The organism is Oxyplasma meridianum (assembly GCF_038024865.1).
Classification (GTDB): domain Archaea; phylum Thermoplasmatota; class Thermoplasmata; order Thermoplasmatales; family Thermoplasmataceae; genus Oxyplasma; species Oxyplasma meridianum.
On sequence record NZ_CP133772.1, the window covers coordinates 77,263 to 95,471 of the forward strand.

Annotated in this window: 15 protein-coding genes, 1 tRNA gene and 2 pseudogenes; 11 read left to right on the forward strand and 7 right to left on the reverse strand. The window is 39.9% G+C overall.

Annotated features, from left to right (window positions below; all coding sequences use genetic code 11):
- Window positions 1-75: 75 nt before the first annotated feature.
- From OXIME_RS00425 to OXIME_RS00455, 7 genes are all read left to right on the forward strand, one after another.
- Window positions 76-1,242, forward strand: a complete 1,167-nt coding sequence (locus tag OXIME_RS00425) for a mandelate racemase/muconate lactonizing enzyme family protein (protein WP_393971526.1) — start codon at window positions 76-78, stop codon at window positions 1,240-1,242.
- Window position 1,243: 1 nt separating this feature from the next.
- Window positions 1,244-2,092, forward strand: coding sequence for an SMP-30/gluconolactonase/LRE family protein (locus OXIME_RS00430; protein WP_393971527.1), 849 nt, complete (start codon window positions 1,244-1,246; stop codon window positions 2,090-2,092).
- 114 nt (window positions 2,093-2,206) lie between these two features.
- Complete coding sequence (locus OXIME_RS00435; protein ID WP_393971528.1) at window positions 2,207-3,199, forward strand: BadF/BadG/BcrA/BcrD ATPase family protein; 993 nt, start codon at window positions 2,207-2,209, stop codon at window positions 3,197-3,199.
- 245 nt (window positions 3,200-3,444) lie between these two features.
- Window positions 3,445-3,675, forward strand: coding sequence for a hypothetical protein (locus OXIME_RS00440; RefSeq protein ID WP_393971529.1), 231 nt, complete (start codon window positions 3,445-3,447; stop codon window positions 3,673-3,675).
- A gap of 158 nt (window positions 3,676-3,833) precedes the next feature.
- The gene (locus OXIME_RS00445) at window positions 3,834-4,196 is read left to right on the forward strand and encodes a hypothetical protein (protein WP_393971530.1); all 363 of its coding nucleotides are present in this window, start codon (window positions 3,834-3,836) and stop codon (window positions 4,194-4,196) included.
- 225 nt (window positions 4,197-4,421) lie between these two features.
- Entirely contained in the window at window positions 4,422-5,138 is a 717-nt protein-coding gene (locus tag OXIME_RS00450; protein WP_393971531.1) for a hypothetical protein, read from the forward strand.
- A 6-nt stretch (window positions 5,139-5,144) separates the two neighbouring features.
- Complete coding sequence (locus OXIME_RS00455; RefSeq protein ID WP_393971532.1) at window positions 5,145-5,915, forward strand: hypothetical protein; 771 nt, start codon at window positions 5,145-5,147, stop codon at window positions 5,913-5,915.
- Between the two features lie 23 nt (window positions 5,916-5,938).
- On the opposite strand, the gene OXIME_RS00460 is transcribed toward OXIME_RS00455, so the two are convergent.
- Window positions 5,939-6,637 (reverse strand): glycosyltransferase family 2 protein, encoded by a 699-nt coding sequence (locus tag OXIME_RS00460; protein WP_393971533.1) that lies wholly within the window; start codon window positions 6,635-6,637, stop codon window positions 5,939-5,941.
- Window positions 6,638-6,761: 124 nt separating this feature from the next.
- Here OXIME_RS00460 and OXIME_RS00465 point away from each other — a divergent pair, with 124 nt between their 5' ends.
- Window positions 6,762-7,424, forward strand: coding sequence for a TIGR00266 family protein (locus OXIME_RS00465; RefSeq protein ID WP_393971534.1), 663 nt, complete (start codon window positions 6,762-6,764; stop codon window positions 7,422-7,424).
- Window positions 7,425-7,547: 123 nt separating this feature from the next.
- Here OXIME_RS00465 and OXIME_RS00470 read toward each other — a convergent pair whose 3' ends face one another.
- Genes OXIME_RS00470 through OXIME_RS00490 form a run of 5 tightly spaced genes read right to left on the reverse strand, consistent with a single transcriptional unit; the run spans window position 7,548 to window position 15,096 of the window.
- A complete protein-coding gene (locus tag OXIME_RS00470) occupies window positions 7,548-10,253 on the reverse strand; it encodes an AAA family ATPase (protein ID WP_393971535.1) in 2,706 nt (901 codons plus the stop codon).
- On the reverse strand, window positions 10,250-11,392 hold the full coding sequence (locus OXIME_RS00475; protein ID WP_393971536.1) for a metallophosphoesterase: 1,143 nt from the start codon (window positions 11,390-11,392) through the stop codon (window positions 10,250-10,252). Before OXIME_RS00475 ends, OXIME_RS00470 begins: the two co-directional genes overlap by 4 nt.
- Window position 11,393: 1 nt before the next feature.
- On the reverse strand, window positions 11,394-12,926 hold the full coding sequence (locus OXIME_RS00480) for a helicase HerA-like domain-containing protein (protein ID WP_393971537.1): 1,533 nt from the start codon (window positions 12,924-12,926) through the stop codon (window positions 11,394-11,396).
- Window positions 12,907-13,950 carry a DNA double-strand break repair nuclease NurA gene (locus OXIME_RS00485; RefSeq protein ID WP_393971538.1) on the reverse strand — a complete coding sequence of 348 codons (1,044 nt, stop codon included), beginning with the start codon at window positions 13,948-13,950 and terminating at the stop codon, window positions 12,907-12,909. The genes OXIME_RS00480 and OXIME_RS00485 overlap by 20 nt, the downstream gene beginning before the upstream one ends.
- Before the next feature lie 57 nt (window positions 13,951-14,007).
- Window positions 14,008-15,096 (reverse strand): site-2 protease family protein, encoded by a 1,089-nt coding sequence (locus tag OXIME_RS00490; protein ID WP_393971539.1) that lies wholly within the window; start codon window positions 15,094-15,096, stop codon window positions 14,008-14,010.
- 381 nt (window positions 15,097-15,477) lie between these two features.
- On the opposite strand from OXIME_RS00490, the gene OXIME_RS00495 reads away from it, so the two are divergent.
- Entirely contained in the window at window positions 15,478-16,086 is a 609-nt protein-coding gene (locus OXIME_RS00495) for a hypothetical protein (RefSeq protein WP_393971540.1), read from the forward strand.
- Between the two features lie 56 nt (window positions 16,087-16,142).
- Window positions 16,143-16,215 (forward strand) — tRNA-Val (locus tag OXIME_RS00500).
- Between the two features lie 280 nt (window positions 16,216-16,495).
- Here the strand turns inward: OXIME_RS00500 and OXIME_RS00505 are convergent.
- Window positions 16,496-17,669 (reverse strand): annotated as a pseudogene (locus tag OXIME_RS00505) (IS256 family transposase).
- A 62-nt stretch (window positions 17,670-17,731) separates the two neighbouring features.
- Between OXIME_RS00505 and OXIME_RS00510 the strand changes: the two are divergent.
- Window positions 17,732-18,165: pseudogene (locus OXIME_RS00510) on the forward strand (DpnII family type II restriction endonuclease).
- Window positions 18,166-18,209: the final 44 nt, after the last annotated feature.

Consider the following 18,209-nt stretch of genomic DNA (forward strand, 5'->3'; position numbering starts at 1 on the left):
GGAAAAATTCCAAGTTTCCATGGATTTCATGATATTAGGAGAGTAAATCTATAATCTCTCAAAGGAATACCAATTATGTATGAACCAAAAGTATCAGAAGTGAGAACCTACATTGTGAAAAATCCTTGGAAGAAATGGGTATTTCTGGAAATTATAACTCCCGATGGTTCAATTGGAACAGGTGAAGCCACAGTATACAGCGCACAGTTCTCGGTTAAGGAAAGGCTGAAGGATCTTGGCGACATGATCATTGGATCAAATCCATTGGAGATTGAGAAATTCATTAATCGCTGGATGCTCAGGACATTCAACAGAAGCAAGGATCTGGTAAGCATAGGTCTTATGAGTGGCATTGAAGTTGCATCATGGGATCTGATGGGAAAACACTTCGGTGCACCGGTCTATACATTCCTTGGAGGCAAAATTAGAGATTCAATAAAGTTATACGCAAACGGTTGGTACACATCTGCACAGAAGCCTGAAGACTGGGGTAGGCTTGCCGGAAATGCTGTAAGCAAGGGATACAGGGCACTCAAGTTCGATCCATTTGGTGCAGGGTCAGGTTTCCTCAGCGAGGATGAATTCAATTCATCAAAACAGATAATAGAATCCGTACATTCTGCTGTGGGAGATAAAACTGAACTTTTAATAGAAGGGCATGGTAGATTCAACCGATCCACAGCACTGAAAATTGCAAAATACCTGGAAAAATTTGAGAACATAGGATGGTTTGAGGAACCGGTTATTCCAGAAGATGTAGAGGGCATGTCAATACTTTCCAGATCTACCAGTGTTCCAATTGCTGCAGGAGAACGTTTTATAACTAGATTTGATTTCACCCGCCCCTTCCAAATTGGTGCTCTACATATTGCACAGCCAGATGTCATAAACACAGGGGGGCTTCTTGAAACTAAGAAGATAGCGGCAATGGCAGAATCCTACAATATAGCTGTGGCCCCCCATCAGGCTGAAGGTCCAATCAATACGTTTATCACCATGCAGCTGGATGCCACTCTTCCAAACCTGAAAATACAGGAGATGTTCGATGAGTTTGCCTATCCTGACTGGGCATGGGACATAGTGGATAACAGACCTGAAGTGAAAAATGGGTATGAAAAAGTCAGCAACAGGCCTGGAATAGGCATTGGAATAAAGGAGAAGGTTAAGGAGTATATAGCAGAGGAGCAGGACAGGGATTTCAATCTCTTCTCTGAGGGATGGGAAAAGAGAGGCTTTAGGTGAATTGACTGGAGAAGAACCCATGCTGAAAAACATAACACAGAAAATGGACACTCTGGCAGAAAGCCCGAGCTGGGATGCAGGAAGAGAAAGGCTATACTGGGTGGATATCCCGGCCAGAAGATTCCACTATATGGACTGGGAAAGCGGCTTAATAAGTACCGTGGAAACCACTGACATAGTGACATCACTGTACCCGGACGGTAAGGGTGGATTTATGGGAACAAGCAGTGACAGTTTTATAAAGATGGATCCTGAAAATGGATCAGTTTCAACCATGGCAAAAATCGACATTGCAGGACAGAAGGTCAGATTCAATGACGGGAAATGCGATTCATACGGAAATTACTGGGCAGGAACAATGGATATAGGAGAAAAGGAAAAAATTGGAAAACTTTACGCCATGGACAGACATGGAAAAGTAAAGATTCTGCTGGAAAATCTCACAATATCAAACGGGATCTGCTGGGATACTGATAAGAAATTGTTCTATCACATAGATACTCCAACAAGGAAAGTTGATGTTTATGACTATTCCCCGGGAAAATTTGAAATATGGGATGGACGGACAGCAGTGGATCTCGGCCCTCTTTCAGGAAAACCGGATGGTATGACAATAGATTCCAGAGGTTACCTGTGGGTAGCGCACTGGGGCGGAGGTTGCATTTCAAAATGGGATCCGGGAAAGGGAGAAAGGATCAGGACCATAAAAATTCCTGCAAAAAATGTAACTTCATGTGCATTTGGGGGGCCGGAAATGGATAGACTGTTTGTTACCACCGCCAGGACATCCGGGAATCCTCTGACGGATGATATGGGTGGTTCTGTTTTTTCTCTGGATGAGGATTTTTAATATCTGTATTATATAATAATCAAAATAATCAAACAGTTCTGGGACAAAAATTTCATTCATGAATCTTTTTTGCCCGCACAGTTTTTAAATACGGGCTTGATATGAAATCGGCATATGATTCTTTCAATCGACGGCGGAGCAACAAAGACATGTGCAATCCTCTTCGATGAAGCGGATAAAACATTCCTCTCTTCAGGCATTTCCGGTCCATCCAATTTCCTTACAGTCTCTCAGGATGTCTCAGAGGATAATATAAATGATGCAATGGATCAGGCGCTGACCCAGGCAGGCATGGATCTGTCGCAGGTCAGGTATGTCATACTGGGTATAGCCGGTGCAGGTGATTCAAAGGAAGCCACAGCGCTGGGCAACAGAATAGTGAGGAACGTAATGGGTAATCATCCATACACACTGGAGAATGATGGATACTTAGCTTACCGAATGAGCAACATGTTCCAGGATGGAATAATTTTTGCCCCTGGGACGGGAAGTGTTGGATTTTATCAGAAGGAAGGCAAAATAAACAGAATAGGTGGATGGGGATGGTTTGCTGGAGACGAGGGTTCAGCTTCCTGGATGGCAAAGAGGTGCATCACACTTGCTCAGAGACAAAAGGATGGCATTCTGCAGGGCGACTCCCTTGTAAAACTGGTAGAGGAATATTTCCAGAACGACTTCAGGGATGTAATGGGTTCACTGGAAGGCAAGAAAGACAAGAGACACATAGCACTCCTTGCCCCCCGTATATCCACGATGGCATCTTCCGGAGACGAGACCGCTCTTTCAATTCTGCAGGAGGCAGGCGAATATGCAGCCTCAGTGATCAATGCAGCAATGGTTAACTTCAGGGTGTGCCCGGAGGTGTCGGTTCTGGGCGGGACTGTAAGGTCAGGAAAATTTTTCACAAATACAATAACAGCAAATTCAAGGTGCAGGCCCAAGTTCTTTTACGGTTACCATGTTTGCGTGGGTGGAATTGTGATAGGTTCCAGAGAGATGGGGTTGCAGTTGACTGCAAAGGACCGGGATTTCATCATATCACAGCTGGAAGCTGATATAAAGAGGAAACCAGCAGAACTCCTCCGTGACTCGCTTGGCTTTATCTAAAGTCTCCAATATTTTCATTCACGGAAACAGATGCTACTGTGAGACCTAAAATTCAATCTGAAATTGTACTGCACAAAAAGAAACACTGTTACTTAACACTGTTTCCAACTACATAAATTCCACATGGACGTATCTTTTTCTGGTGATCAAACGAATATCAGAAGTATGGTGACAGTTATCGTTGCAGCGGTAATGATTCTGTTTTTTTTGGAATAGTTTTCAGTTCTCAGGGGTCGTATACACTCGTGGCAGCAGATTCTTCCCAGACATTTCCTTGGGGAAGTCTTGAGAGCGTGCAGGGAGCAGCATTTAACGGTTCGTCTCAGCAGATTGGGTCAATGACAGTGACACCTGATCTTATCGCCCTCATTTCTTTCTACACTCTTTACAATGGCACCTCATATACATTCCAGATATTTAGGCAATATGGAAGCACAGGTGGCATATATGACGTGACTGTTTACAGCGGGAGATGATAAAAACATTCCAGGCCAACAGTTCGGGTATGTTCACATACCATCCATCCTTTATTCAGTAAAGTCCCGCAACTGGAGGCAGTGAACTTGAATACTTCTATGTAACTGACCCATCCGGATCTATCTCAGCACCATGGGGTTTCTCCCAGTATGCAGTAATGGCTCCAGAAAACGTCGAAAAACTCACTCTGAGTGTCACAGGTGCCTACGGGAATCTTGAGACATCCGTTGAGCAGATTCCAATGTTCACCATACACACCACAGGCAACTATAATCTGTTCCCATCTGCAACCGTTATGCTTAATGGGGTTCCGATTGCAAACGCGGTGATAAGCCAGGTGGCAGTGAACGTCAACTACAGCTTCCCAGAAGGTGACCCAACTCTCTCACCTGCCTACTATGCACCAGGCGTCACCATTAACCACTTCCTGACAGATTACAGAGGTAACGGGGAATTTTTAAACTTTTCATCTTTTCTTATAATCATTTTCTCAAGCCTATTCACCATTTCGTCAACCTGAGATTTTTTATCAGCAGGTTCAAGACCAAATGGCACATGTACCGTAATTACCCCTATGACAAATCCCTGTATGGTCTTCTTTCTCTTTCTGCTTCTCTGAACTATTATCTTAGTAAAGATCAGCCTTCTGGCATTCTTATTAATAAACTACTTTTAACCATGGCATATATTAACATTTAGTATCACTTTTCAGGAAATAATTTTAACCATATGTGTATTAGACTTCATGGCTGCTTTCAACCTGGAGGAGAATATCTTTGTCCCTGTCCCCCTTCTCGATCTAAAGAAGAGTCTGAAAAAAAGACACAGCAGATGGACGGGAACTGCAGAAGAACTTTACAATAAGTATATCCTCAAATCTGGAACCGATTATGAACGAATGGCAGATCTAATTTTCAGCAAAATAAAGATTTCCAAGAATATTTATGATTTCACCATGGATGACAGCAGAGAACTCCAGGAATCCATAAATGAAATCGATCACAGGTTCAGGGAAATCTCTGATTTTATATCAACGATCAAAGCAAGCGAAGTCAAGACCATAATGGTTGCCTGTTATGATCGTACTGTCAAGACTCTATGGATCAACAGATTTAACGTCCTCCGTGATATGCTAGACAAAGATATCTGGACTGAAGCAGACGCTCTTTTCTATTCATATTTCAACATGTTCATAAATGTAATGAGCAGAATGGTTATAGCCATATCCCACGAGACTGTGGAAAAGTCAAGGAATCTCATTTCAATGACCGGACTGGTATCTGTTGCCTACGGTGGGATAATCCTTGCATATATGGAAGGTGTCCTGGAATATGATGACATTTTGGAAAAGATGTCTCATCTGGCAACATTTTCAGGAACATTCAATATAGGATGGTCCAGAAGAATAAGAAAAGCGCTTGAAGCTACAAAGTCTGTATCTATATATCCAGACCGGAAGTGATCCGGAATGGATATAGCTAACATAGTTGATGCTGAAATATTTCTGGACATCATTTATGGGGACAGACCAATGCACAATAATGCAATGGAGTTCTTTAACAGATACGGTAAACAAGGGTTGGCACTTGAAAGCAACGTTAACAGGATGTGTCAAAGAAAGATCTTAAAAAATGCGGGCAAATTTTCAAAGGATTTTGGAACAATGTTTTTTAGAAATATTGAGAATCCTGGCAGTTCAACCATATGGGATCAGGCAGACAAAGAAAAAAGGGGTAAACTCCTTGAACGCTTTAAGGAAAAAATTGAAGAATCCACCTTCCCGAATGACGGCGGTTACAGAAGTTTTAGCCTCTCATTTATTGAACGGGCAAAACCTTACATTTTGCTGATGGACAGCGTTCATATAAGGCAGTATCTTCAGATTATTCCTGCCTCTCTCACAGACTTCCTGAGTACCAAGATAAAGGAAAATTTTTCATATCTGGTGCCTGTGAATTCTGCAGATGGTGAGGACGTTGTAAAAATAAGAGAGAAACTTCATGGTTATTTCTCAAAAGATGTGGGAGAAAATGGATTAACCCTTGCAAATCTCATAAGTCTAATCCTTTATGGAAATTCAGCAGGAAAAAAATACATATGCATTAATTTTTTCACCACAGATCAGGAGTTCATTGCAAACTTCAAAAAAATAAAGGAAGATGCTTATACGCAGGTTCCGGTTGACGGGAACAAGGTGAAGGATGCCCTGAAATCAATAAATTTTGAAAAGCCTTACTGAATCATCTTCATTTATATATAATACTAGGTGTTAACCCTCTTCACAAAAAGGTTGAACAGATTGGAAAACCCATCCCTCCAGGTCTTAAGTTTAGGTTTTGTTATTCTCACGCCGTACCTGATAGGTATCTCTATAAATGTCCCTAGCCTGATTGCCTCAATCTTTATATCCTCGGAAAAAGACATCTTGTCGCTGAGCTTCCCCATCATTTTATAGAGTTCAGACCTGAAAACCCACATGCCGCTCTGTGAGTCATTAATTGAGATTTTGAAAAGCAGTCCTGCAACTCTGTTAAGTATGCTGTTTCCAACGTAGTGCAACGTTGTATAATTCTTATCTGTCCTGAGCTTCATCCTGTCTCCTGAAATGAAGTCGACTTTATCGTAAACAAGAATCTCAACAAATGGCCTAACCATATTCGTCGGGTATGTGCCATCTCCATCCATGCAGATTATTATGTCTCCTGTCACCTCCTTCAGTCCAGTCTTGTATGCCCTACCATAACCTTTCTTTGGCTGATCAATGACCTTTGCCCCTCTCTCTCTTGCAATTTCTCTTGTTCTGTCAGTGGAGTTTGTGTCCACTATTATTATCTCAAGTACCCCTGAATTCTTCAGATCGTCTATGATCTCCCCTATGGTGCTCTCCTCGTTTATGGTGGGAATCACGGCGCTAAGCTTGAAATTGAATGGGTAGTTTCCGGTACCTGTATCATCTATCATTTATACGCAACATAATTAAATCACGCATATATTAATCTCTTCACGAACCAGGTTCACATGGGTGCATAAGCTCAAAATGGAGATTCAACCAAGTTTTAAATAATATAGTATTTTACCAAAAATAATGACAGATTATGAAATCATTGGAAACGAGGTACAGTATCTTGAAGTTAAGCTAAAAGAAGGAGAATCTGCTTTCGTAGAACCAGGTCATCTCATATTCAGGACACCCGGCACCAGGCTAGATACCAAGAGTGGAGGTCTCAGGGGAGCGTTTTCACACATGCTGGCAGGTTCGGCAGTATTTCTACTCAAGGTGGAAGGCCCCGGAAGCTTTGGATCGGCGGGTTTTCTTCCTGGAAAGATACTCAGGATAGATCTGACAGGAAACAGTGTTCTTGCAGAATTCAACGCATTTCTCTGCATGGATTCAACCATATCATATTCATCCAAGTTTGCTGGCATCTGGCAGGGTATGGTGGGCGGTGAAGGCCTCTTTTTAGAACGGTTCAGCGGAACCGGATCTCTTATGCTTCACGGGCATGGACATGTGCTGAAAATGGATCTTGCAGATGGTGAGGAAATCCAAGCTGAAATGAGCCATGTGCTTGCCTTTGATGAAACCGTTCAGTATTCAGTCTCCAGGATAGGTGGATTAAAAACCATGGTGCTTGCCGGAATGGAGGGCGAAGGGCTCTTCTTTGCAACAATGCGTGGGCCAGGAAGAGTATGGCTGCATACCATATCCCTGCAGCAGTTGGCGGCAAAGATGGTTGTCAGAAGGTAGCCTCACTTTCATACATTCCAACTTTTATCCTCTAACACCATACTGGCTATTTTCTGGGATATGGATGGATTGCATAATTTAAAATTTAGCAGAATCAGGACTTTTGGTTAAATCACAAAAAGATTATGCCATCTCCCTTATGAAAGAATTTCCACCCCGGTTTGTGATCTCGTAAGATGCATCTGCCACAGCAGCAAGATCGCTGTGATGGGTTATTATGATCATCTGAGGGACAAGGTTCTCATTCTTCAGGGAATACTGTATTATGTCCTTGAGGTCTTTTCTCCTTTCTTCATCAAGGTAAGTGGTGGGTTCATCCATTATTATTGTGCTTATAGTTCCGGTTAAATAACGTGCTATTGACAATCTAACAGCGATGGCAAGAGATGTCTTTTCCCCTCCGCTCAGGGTGTTAAGGGATTGATCCATCCCATTCTGTGTAACACTTATGTCAAAGTTCTCATCAATCTTCATGTCATCTATGTTCAGTCCAAAGGAGCTCACATAACTTCTTGCACGGTTGGTTATCCTCTCCGCAGAATCCTTTCTCATTATCTCCTGGACGCCGTCCTTACCGAAGGCATCCCTTATCCGCGCAAGCTTTGTTACAGCTGAAGAAATCTTTCCATATTTTTTTTCTGATTCCTCCAGAATCGCAAGGTTGTCATTTTTATCTTTAATGTTTTTCTCCAGGGATGAAATTTCTGATTTTATTCCGGATTCCCTTCTAATAAGTTCATCCACAGAATCCCATGCACTCTTTCTGCGTTTCTCAATATCCTGCAGTTCCAGTGTAACATTTCTTAAGGAATCAATTTTTTCAGTTTTCTCCTTTGATCTTTCACCAAGTGTTTTCAAGGTATGGGTGATACTCATTTCCGTGGCCTTTTCAGCAGCCATCTGTTGCCGGTATCCTTCAAAGCGCCTGTAATCCATATCGATTTCCCTTATCTTCTGCAGGGCATCTTCAGGAGGCATGAATCCAATGGTCTCTAATATAACTCCCAACTCCCCCTCCATTGATCTTACCTCAGTTTGATCAGATGCTATAATATTATCAAGTGCTGAAGGATCATACCTCTTGATCATGGCATCATAGTTGGAATAACTCTGTTCTGAAACCGCTAAATTTTTCAGTTTCAGTGTTGCCTCATCCAGTTGTGCTTTCAACTTCAGATATTCTCCGTAATCCCCAGATATGAGGTTTATCCTCATCTGAAGGTTCTTTGCATTCTCACTGTTTTTCTCTATTCCTGAAAGTAATGCTGAAAATTCGTCCAGCTTTCTGGATAGAACCACAGATTCATATTTCTTAAGAGCATCCAATTCTGAATCGAGTACTTTCAGCCTTTTCTCTGAATCTACAATAATAATTCTGTATTCTCTATCTTTCTGTTCATACTCATCCTTCAACCTGTTATAATGTTCCTGGTCAAGATCTGATTTGCAAACAGGGCATACACTTTTGCCCTCAATCATAGATCTGTTTTTCTGTAGTTCCTCCATTCTTGCCCTGGCATCTCTGATGGTATTTTCTTCCTGCTGAATCAAAGACTTTTTTTCAAAAACCAGCTTTGTGACATTTTTTCTCAGTTCATTGACCATGGTGGAATCTTTCAGGGTCTCCAAATTTTCAATTTTAGATACAAGGCTTTTCCTCAGTTCATCCATCTTCGCTGTCTGAATCTCCAGATCCTTCTTTGCCTCCTCCAACTGTTTTGAATAGTGAATAAAATCGTTTTTTATCCCCTCCCTCTTCTCAACTTCATTCCGTATTCTCTCTATTTCTGAAGAGATTCGCAGAAATTCCTCATGATCTTTCCTAAGGCCTGATATTTTTTTCTCTATTTCCCGCAGTTCCTGTTTATCCTTCTCAGCCTTGTCAAGTTCCCTCTTTATTGGCTGCAGTTTGCTCTGAATCATAAAATAACGGGATACCAGTTCACGATTTGCATACAGGGGGTCTTTCGCAATTGTTTCCTGGTTTTTCAACAAACTTTCAAGCCTGGTTATTTCTGATACTGCATGCTTCAACCTTATCTCTGTTTCACTGATTTCAGAGTTGATCTTATCCAGTTCCAACCTGGCTGAATTGAGTTCTGCCTGCTTTCCCAGCAACTCAGTTCTTTTGGCATCAATACCGGAGAATATTTTTCGTGCATCATCAAGATCCTCTCTGATCACGGCAAGGCTTCCATACAGATCATGTTTTTGCCTTTCCATCTCTTTAATGGAGTTTTTGATGGGATCTATATTCTTAACCGATTCCTGTAGAATTGCCCGTTCATATTCCAGTTCTTTGACCAGATCCCCAACAATCCTGGAGCTTTTTGTGAGTCTGTCGATTCCTATGAGTTTGCTGAAGAGTTCCTTCCTTTTTGCAGGATCTTCATCAATGAGGGAGTCCATCTCACCCTGTTTCACAAAGACCGAATTCATAAAGATTTCCTTGCTCACTCCAAGTATTGTCTCTATCTCCTGGTCCACTCCTGAGATGGTATCAATAATACGACTTCCGTTATGATCCAGATAGGCAGCATTATCGTTCTTCTTCATGGAAACTCTCCTGAATACGGTGTACCTGTTCTCTCCCATGCTGAAATGGAGTTCAACCGATGCAAACATTTTACCTTTTTTTATCAGGTCCTCTGCCTTTTTTCCCCTGACATATTCGCCCTTCGGGCCAAAAAGTGCAAATACAATTGCGTCTATTATGCTGGATTTTCCAGCACCGTTATGGCCTGTTATCATGGTGATCCCATCATAGAAAGGCGTATCTGTCGCCTGGTGAGATATGAAATTATTCAGGATAATTCTGTCTATTCTCACTGTGCACCGCCAATCCCAAAAAGTTCACGTATCTGTTTCAATGTCTGTTCCTTGTCCTCTGACTGTGTGCTCTCGAAAATCTTCTTTGCAAGTAGAGCCATCTCATCATCCCTGAAATATGCCTTGAAGTAGTCATCGATCATGGTGAGATCCGGCCTCCTTTCCATATGCATTTCCAATGACTGGAAAACCGGCTTTCTTATTATGGCCCTTTCTGAAAGTGAATCAAGATCCGTTTTCACATGGCCACGATCTACATCCCCTGATATTTCAACTGATATTATGGGCCTCTTGTTTTTGATTTTATTCTGAAAACCGTCAAGAAATTTCACTATCCTGTCCATATAATCGTTTCCATCAGCCTTTATGGACGCCTGTACCCTGACAGAATTCAGAGGTATTCGGTCCAGTTCAGCCTCTCCTCCGCTTATCTCAACCAGATTAACGCCCTTCCCCCTTTTAAGGAAGGACTGGATCTCGTTTGTGCTGCATATCTCAGAAGATCCGGCATAGGAGAATAGTGAGTTTCCTATCCTTGAAGTTGCACCCTCATGTATGTGGCCGAATGCCAGATATGAAAAATTGCCAGGTATCTCCTCTTTCTTTATTTCGCAGGCTTCATCTATAAGCCCAAATCCAGTTACTCCCTGGTGAGATATGAGTACTGAATTCTTCTTCCCCTCCGCTGCTGAGGAAGCTTTCCTGTACTCTTCAGGCAACCGGTCTCTCCTTATGCCCTTCATGTTTGAAATACCTCCCAGAAAGAGGCTTTCACCATTTATTTCAAGATCCATGCCCTGAAATCCATCCTTCCCCAGAACAGTTATCCCGAGGAAATCGAATATTTCAGCGGCAGGGTAATCCACTCTTTTAGGCCTGTCATGATCACCCAGTACCATGTAAACTTTTATCCCCTTCTCTTTGAGTTCTATCATTGAATCCCTCAAAAAGGCGAGCGAACGGTTGCTTGGATTCCATACGTCAAAAAGATCGCCTGAATGGATAAAGAAATCCACTTTTTCCTTCAGACCTATTGAAACGGCTTCCGAGAATGAATCCATGAAGTCCTGCTCCCTCTCCTCCATATAGTACTGCCTGTTGCCTATATGAGTATCGGAAAAATGCATGAATCTTACCATATCATCCTCCAAAAATGTTTTTCACACGTTCCCTGTCTCCCTCTATGCTGATGTTCCTGTCTCTCTCCTCTCTGGCTCTGATGAGGAGTGATGCAATGTCAACATCTCCCCCACCTTCCTTTGTTTCCCTCTCCCTTATCTTTGCAATAATTGGAATCCTCACAAATTCCCCTACAAGTATTGCCTCTCCTGTTTCAAGAGAAGAAAGGTCCTCTATTATTGCATCACTTATGCTCTCTGCTGAATCCATCAGAGCCTTTTTGTCTAGAGGATTGGTAACCCTGAGAATTATCTGGGAATTGCACTGGCTCAGGACATCCTGATCAATTTTTCCAGGTCTCTGTGTTATCACAACCAGAAATACTCCAAATTTTCTTCCCTCCGAAGCAATTCTCTTTATGGTCTGGGATATTTTTGTGTTTGTTCCGGGTGGAATGAAGTTATGGGCCTCCTCAATAAAGATGAAAACTGGATATTCATAGTCATAGGAGACCTTTGCATCCATTATCTCATTTATCACTCTGAAAGAAAAGTAGTTGGCAAGATACTGATCCATTCCGGAAAGATCCATTATGGAAAGCTGTCCTGGTGAAACATAATCCTTTAATCCCGTTGTTCGTGTTGAAAATATGCTCTTTATCTTTTTTATGAATCTTATCCTGGCTGAGATCTTCTTCCTGTCTTCTGGAGGTATTTTCTCTGTTGACATCATGAAATCCTCAAGGTCTTTAAGTCCCTTCATGGACGAATGCATATCCTCAACTATCTTTCTCAGGTTTGTCCAGTTTTCCTTTATGCCCATTATGTCGGATATTTCATCAGGTTCCAGATCCGAGAATCTGAGGGTGAAGTCTTCAACAATTCCAACATTGTCCCGGGAGTATCTACCTGTGCTGAGTGGTGTCCTGAATATCCTTATGAATGGAGAGTATGACCTGCCACCTTCTCCCTGCCGCATGAGGACGTAATCAGCATGTGGATCAAGGACTATGACAGAAGCACCCTTCTTCATCAGTTCCTCCATTATTACACCTGCTGAGTGACTCTTCCCGGCTCCTGTCTGGGCAACAATAGCCAGATGTCTTCGCAATCCGTTCACATTCACCGATACACGGACATCTTCTCTGCCAATAAGGGTGCCCACATTGAGGGCACCTTCCTCAGGGGGATTGAAAATTTCAGTCAGTATTTTGACCCCGGCTCTCTTCACAAGTGTGCCCGGTCTTATTAGATACCTGGATTTAGTAAGCTTTCCATTTTCCACCGTACCCAAGGTTGAACCAGTGCATATGTCCACAATCTCGTTTATGTCGTTTTTAACATAGCGTTCAACACCTTCATAGCCAAGGTTATCCTTGAGAAGATCGCTCCTGGAAGCTATACGTTCCACCCTTCCGACAATTGAGTGATCCGGGTAGCTTATCTCCACATACTCCCATCTCCTGATGGCGCATCCCGGTTTCAAAACAAACTGAAAATATTCGGAACTGTTTTCACCTACCGTATACCCAAGTTCAGATCCTGATTCGTGCACGTCTCTCACCCCTGGTCTCATAGAACTCTATGCCAACCTCCCTTTCGAATGTTTTCATGTAAAGATCCTCAATTTCCCTGTGATTGAATTTCACGCTTCTGTCAACCTCTGCAAGCCAGATATTATGAATCTTCAGTCCGGAATAACCCCAGAATAGAAATCCTATTAGATCACTTTGAAGATGAACAATCTCCGGTTCCTGATGCAGATCATTCTGAAGTTCCGGCAAAACTATATCAATTTTTATAGGCACATCCCTGAGATGAGGCATTATATGAAAAGTTGCAATTCCAATCTTCTTACCTGCCTTTGATCCGGAATTGCCTAAGCTTATTTTAATGGGGGAAGTAAAACCAACTCTTTTTGAAAGGGATCTGACAATCACATGATCTGTCATTGTCATCAAATGGTTTACCTCTCCCCCCGGGAAAGCTTTCTTAATTATAAAATCCCTAAGTATTCTGGATTCTGAACTCTTTGCCACAAAAATCAGCGGAATGTTTCTATTTATGCAGGATTCCACTAGTTTCGAAAGTGTTTCGAAATACTCTTCCATGAAATCCTCATAATTTTCTGCCTTGATTCTCTGGTTCCTGTGCCTCATTCTGCCAACCAGGGAACCGTCAAGAAGTATGTAATCCGGTCTATCTTCCCCCATCATTTTGAGAGTTGACAGGTGTTCTGAATGTTCCATAAGCAGTATTGTGAAGTTTCTCAAAACTTCTCTATCCACGTCAATTACCTCAGAGATGAAGTGATTCCACACACGGTTTCCCATTTTCGTAAAGCTCCTTATGAGAAAGATTTTCTTGCCGTTATAAAGCTCCCTGATAAATTCACTGCTGTCGGTGGCTGCAACTTTCAAGGGCTTAAAACTATAGGGGGGCGGATGATGGTACATTTCGTGGAACATGGGTTCCAGTCTTTTTCTGAGATCACTGCTCTCATCAAGAATCATGGAAGATCTTATTTTGCTGCTGTTTTTCTTCAGGTAGTCCAGGAATTGTCCGTATGTATCATCCATCTGTCTATTCCAGAAACAATTAGAAAAAGCTCCCTATTATTATTTTGCATATTGTTGTCAGGATGCCAGAAGAGGTATTGGAGTAAAGGTCAATATAAACATTGCAAGCGCAAATACCCCTATGAGAATGTCTCTCTGCCTTAGTTTGGAATAGTCATCAAGTGCAGGTGGATGTGAAATACCTATAATCAGAACGAATATGGCAAGAAGCCACCATCCGGTATATAGAAAACCAAGTCCAAAAAGAAACGCAAGGAACGCATAATCCACGTATATTGCACTCCTCCCCATGACTCCCCTTAGAACATGACCACCGTCAAGCTGGCCAACAGGGAGGAGATTCATTGCTGTTGCAAACATTCCAACCCAGACTGCAAATACCATTGGAAAGATAGGATGTGACGATGTGGGTACAAGACCGAAGAGATTATATACCAGTGGATATCTAATCTGAAAAGGGATAACCGCATTGGCAACTGGATGGAAAAGAGTCCCTACATAATGTGCAACGAAGATCAGTGGAAGAGCGGTGAGAAAGCCAAATATTGGCCCTGCTGCCCCTATTTCTGTCATGGCTCTTCTGTTGGGTATTGGATCTCTGAGCGATATAAATGCTCCAAATGTTCCAAGACCCACAGGGAAAGGTATGAAGAACGGCAGTGAGGCTTTTACATGATGCCTTTTGGCAACAATGAAATGGCCCAGTTCGTGAATTCCCAGTATGCCCATTAACGGGAGCGAGAAAAACACAAGTCCGTACAACAGTCTAATGTACTCGGCATTTGGGGAAGGGGCAACAAATGCAGCTGAATAAACTGATCCAACATATATTGTTGAAGCCAGTGTAAGCGCAAGCATTACTATATTTACAATTGTTCCCCTGTATTTCACATTGGGTTTTCTGGTCACGCCGATGAAATTTTCTCCATCATGTGAAAGAAAAGGTATATAACCCCTATCAACAAGTTCAGTCCTTATTTCATCGAAAGCTTTCTCTATGTTGGGGTTGTCGCTCTCAAAGTAATAGAATTTAATGTCCATTGGACCTGCCTGAATATCGTAGGTGTTGACCTTTGATTTGACAAAGCCTACAACATAAGACAAGTCATCGCTCTGAACTCTGATATTCTCTTGAGTTGAATCCATAATATTCCCCTTAATATTCACTTTTCCCCAGTTTAACGGGAATCAATCACGTTTCAGGATTCCACTGACCCACTGGGGAGTTTTTTGCTTTCCGCTGATCGGATATTCACTGCAAGGTGACACGCCATATACTGTATCCGAGGCCCATGGATAAGCAATTTTTAGTCCTGTTTCGTCATATATGTTCATGAATCACGTATACTATTTACCAGGACAAGGTGAAAGTGAAAATTATATCTTAAACTTTTAGAAATCCAAGAAAATGTATTCGTTTAATATTTATTTTAAAAAAACCTGCCTCTTTTTTTAAATAACATTCTATTTCTCTTCAAACAAATTTGAACCGATAAGAATTTATCTAAAAATAATCTACATTCATTGATGAAAAGATTCCATGGTGGAATACTCTTAACCGATGAAATTAGAATAAACAGCGAAAATGTAAATGTTTCATGGGCATGGTATAACGTAACGCAAGGAACTGTAAAATGGTCTTTTAAAAATTACTTCACAACTACAAAATCATTCCTCCTTTTTCGTAACTCATACTATTTTGGAAACGCCTTCTGGCCAGTATATATTAATAATCCTCAGTTCAATGAAAAATTTGCAGTTTCCGTTTCTCCCCTTCCAGACAAAGGGACAGCCAATAACTCAGCTCCGCTTTGCATTGCAGAATTTAAGGACGGAAAGAAGATAGTATGCTTCATTTTTACCCTTTCTCCCGGTCAGGAATGGTCAATGCTAGAGGGCGGTTTTTCCGAATCTTTCCAACCAAGCGGTTTCTCTGCAAGTATTGTTTCGGTAAAACCTTCGGCAGAATACTGCATAGAATACGACCAGACTCAGGTAACGGACTGGGATCAGCAGACAGGTACAACCCTTACTGGCTACAGCCCAAATCCATCGGTGTTCAAATCTGCTACGGCAGTGGCAGATACAGGTTATGTAACACTATTCGCTGACGTAATAAAAGAAGGAAAGTGCTGATCTTTTGACATTGACTGATCAAACTATTTATTAAAACTTAAACGATCAGTGGTTATGGGCTTGTGGTCTAGCGGTTATGACGTCGCTCTCACACAGCGGAGGCCGCCGGTTCAAATCCGGCCAAGCCCATTTAACATTTGGGGATATAGATAACAACTTCTTATTTTGTGATATTTACAATTAATATATAAATAATAAACTATAAATCATATAACTGGATTAACTATACCACTTCTAATATAAAATTAGCAAAAGTAAAAAATAAAAGTATAAAATGGATAAAATAAAAAATAAAAAATATAAAACTAGATGGTAAAAAAGATAAAATTAATTGCAAAAATTGATAAGGTAAAAATTTAATAGATAGTGTACATAAATTGCTGTAAATTTGAAATGGTCTTATACAAAATTACATTATTTCCATATTTATATATTTTCTTGTTAACCATTCCTCATTTATATCCATTATAATTGAATATACTAATCTAAGTACAGAATTATCTCATGGAAATCCCTTATTTTTATAGTTCGTCTCTTGAATTCTTTCATTTAATCTTTCTATTATTTTTCTATTACATTAGTTGTTCTTAACCTCTTTTGCATATTTTTAGGATAATAAAGATAATTGTATAAAGAATCATGGTATTTCTCAAACATATCACTTGCTTTATTAAGTCCATTCTCTATTAATTTATCCTGCGCTGTTGATATTAAATATTCATTATCTAAACCTTTTTTATTATCAATGATACATCATCATATCTGTTTTTAGGTATTAATTTCATTATATTCCTCATAAAATGTACATGGCAATATTGCCATGATGAACCTATGAATGATTTAGTTACTGCTTTCCTTATGCCCTTATGCTTATCTGATATTACCATCTCTATATTGTTTAATCCCCTTAGTTTCAGATCATCAAAGAATGATTCCCATTGAATGTATGATTGAGAATCATATAATTTGAAAATTTAAATGATAATATTTAAATGATAATATCTCTCTATAGCCTTCATTGCTTATTCTATTAACATATAATGCTTTGTTTTTATATTTTGAATCTTCCCTTATCTTAAAGTAAGTAGCATCTATATTATAAAAATTTAAATTCTGATGCTATTTTCTTTTCCAAGAATTCCTTTACCTTTATATCAATTTTAGATGTTAATGAAGATACATATGATGCCCATATATTACTAACACCTAATGATTCTATTACTTTCTTAACATTCCTTGTAGATACACCATTAATATAAGATTCTAATATTACTGATATTACTGATTTCATTGCTTCTTCTATTCTTGAATATCTTTCAAATACTTTTTTTAAAAGAAATTCCCTTATCTGTGGTTTTTCTAATATTATTCTTCCGTCAATTGTATTCAGTGATCTTCTTCTTTTTATTTCTATATGCTTTTCTATTCTCAGATCTTTCATACAATTCAGCCTTTATCATCTGATTAGCCTCTTCATCCATTACATTGTTTAAAACCCATGTAATGAATTTCTTTTTTCCTTCTTTTCCGTCATATAAGTAACTATTTATGAGTCCTTGCATTATTACTTCTTGGTCTTGTATTTTTATCACCTTCAACATAATTATACAAGACCGTTTTAAATTTACAGCAAAATCTGTACACTATCAGAAATAACGATAATGAAAATATCCATAAAATTGTTAAATTTTGTGATAAAACCGGAATTTTAAATATTTTTGATTTAACATCAGATTTATATGCATATTTTTTTGGTGTGCAGGTAGGAATGGATTCAAATGCAAAAAAAACAGAAGCGGAACAATATACGAAAAAATTATATACAAAAAACTTAAAAGCATTATTGATAATAAAAAATATACAATAAAAAAACAAGCAAGAACTAAAATTTTAAAGGATAAAATACACGATTTTATAATTTATAAAGATAATATTCCATATATTGTTATAGAATCAAATTTTTATAATACAAATGGAAGCAAGCCTATTTCAATAATGGAAAGTTATATACCAATGAATGATACTTATATAAAAAATAATATACAATTTGTATGGTTACAGATGGATATTACCGGTTAACAAATAAAAATAAAATGATTGAAAATATAAATAAATTTGATTAT